The organism is Paenibacillus sp. 01T422, assembly GCF_056398785.1.
In genome coordinates, this window is sequence record NZ_JBFTQB010001702.1 from 1 (window position 1) to 400 (window position 400).

General features: G+C 49.8%; 1 protein-coding gene. It reads right to left on the reverse strand.

All coding sequences use genetic code 11. The features are described 5' to 3' along the window. Positions 1 to 64: 64 nt before the first annotated feature. Positions 65 to 400 (reverse strand): helicase C-terminal domain-containing protein (locus AC1DUA_RS40845; protein WP_477505043.1); only part of this gene is annotated, 336 nt, incomplete at its 5' end.

Genomic DNA, 400 nt, shown 5'->3' on the forward strand with positions numbered 1-400 from the left:
ATCTCATTCGACTCGCTCGGGTGGGTGCGATTTCGCGACATTTGGTTCACTTAAACATACAGCATTATAGACTGAATTTCAGCGGTACTCCTGAAGGCAACACACCAACAATATGCTCGCGAAGCGAGTCATTCGTGTGCATCTCTTCGCTAAAGATAGCGATAATCCCGCTATCTTCCCGCGTTCGGATTAAGCGGCCTATCCCTTGTCTCAGCCTTAACAGCATATAGGGAATGTCCACTTCCTCGAAAGGATTAGAGGCTGCTTCCCTTTTCGCCATGAAAACGGGATCTTGTGGTGGAAACGGAAGCGCCCAAATAATCACGTTCGACAATGACGGTCCTGGCACGTCAAGTCCTTCCCATAAGCTAACCGCAGCAAGCACGCTATGCTCGTCTCC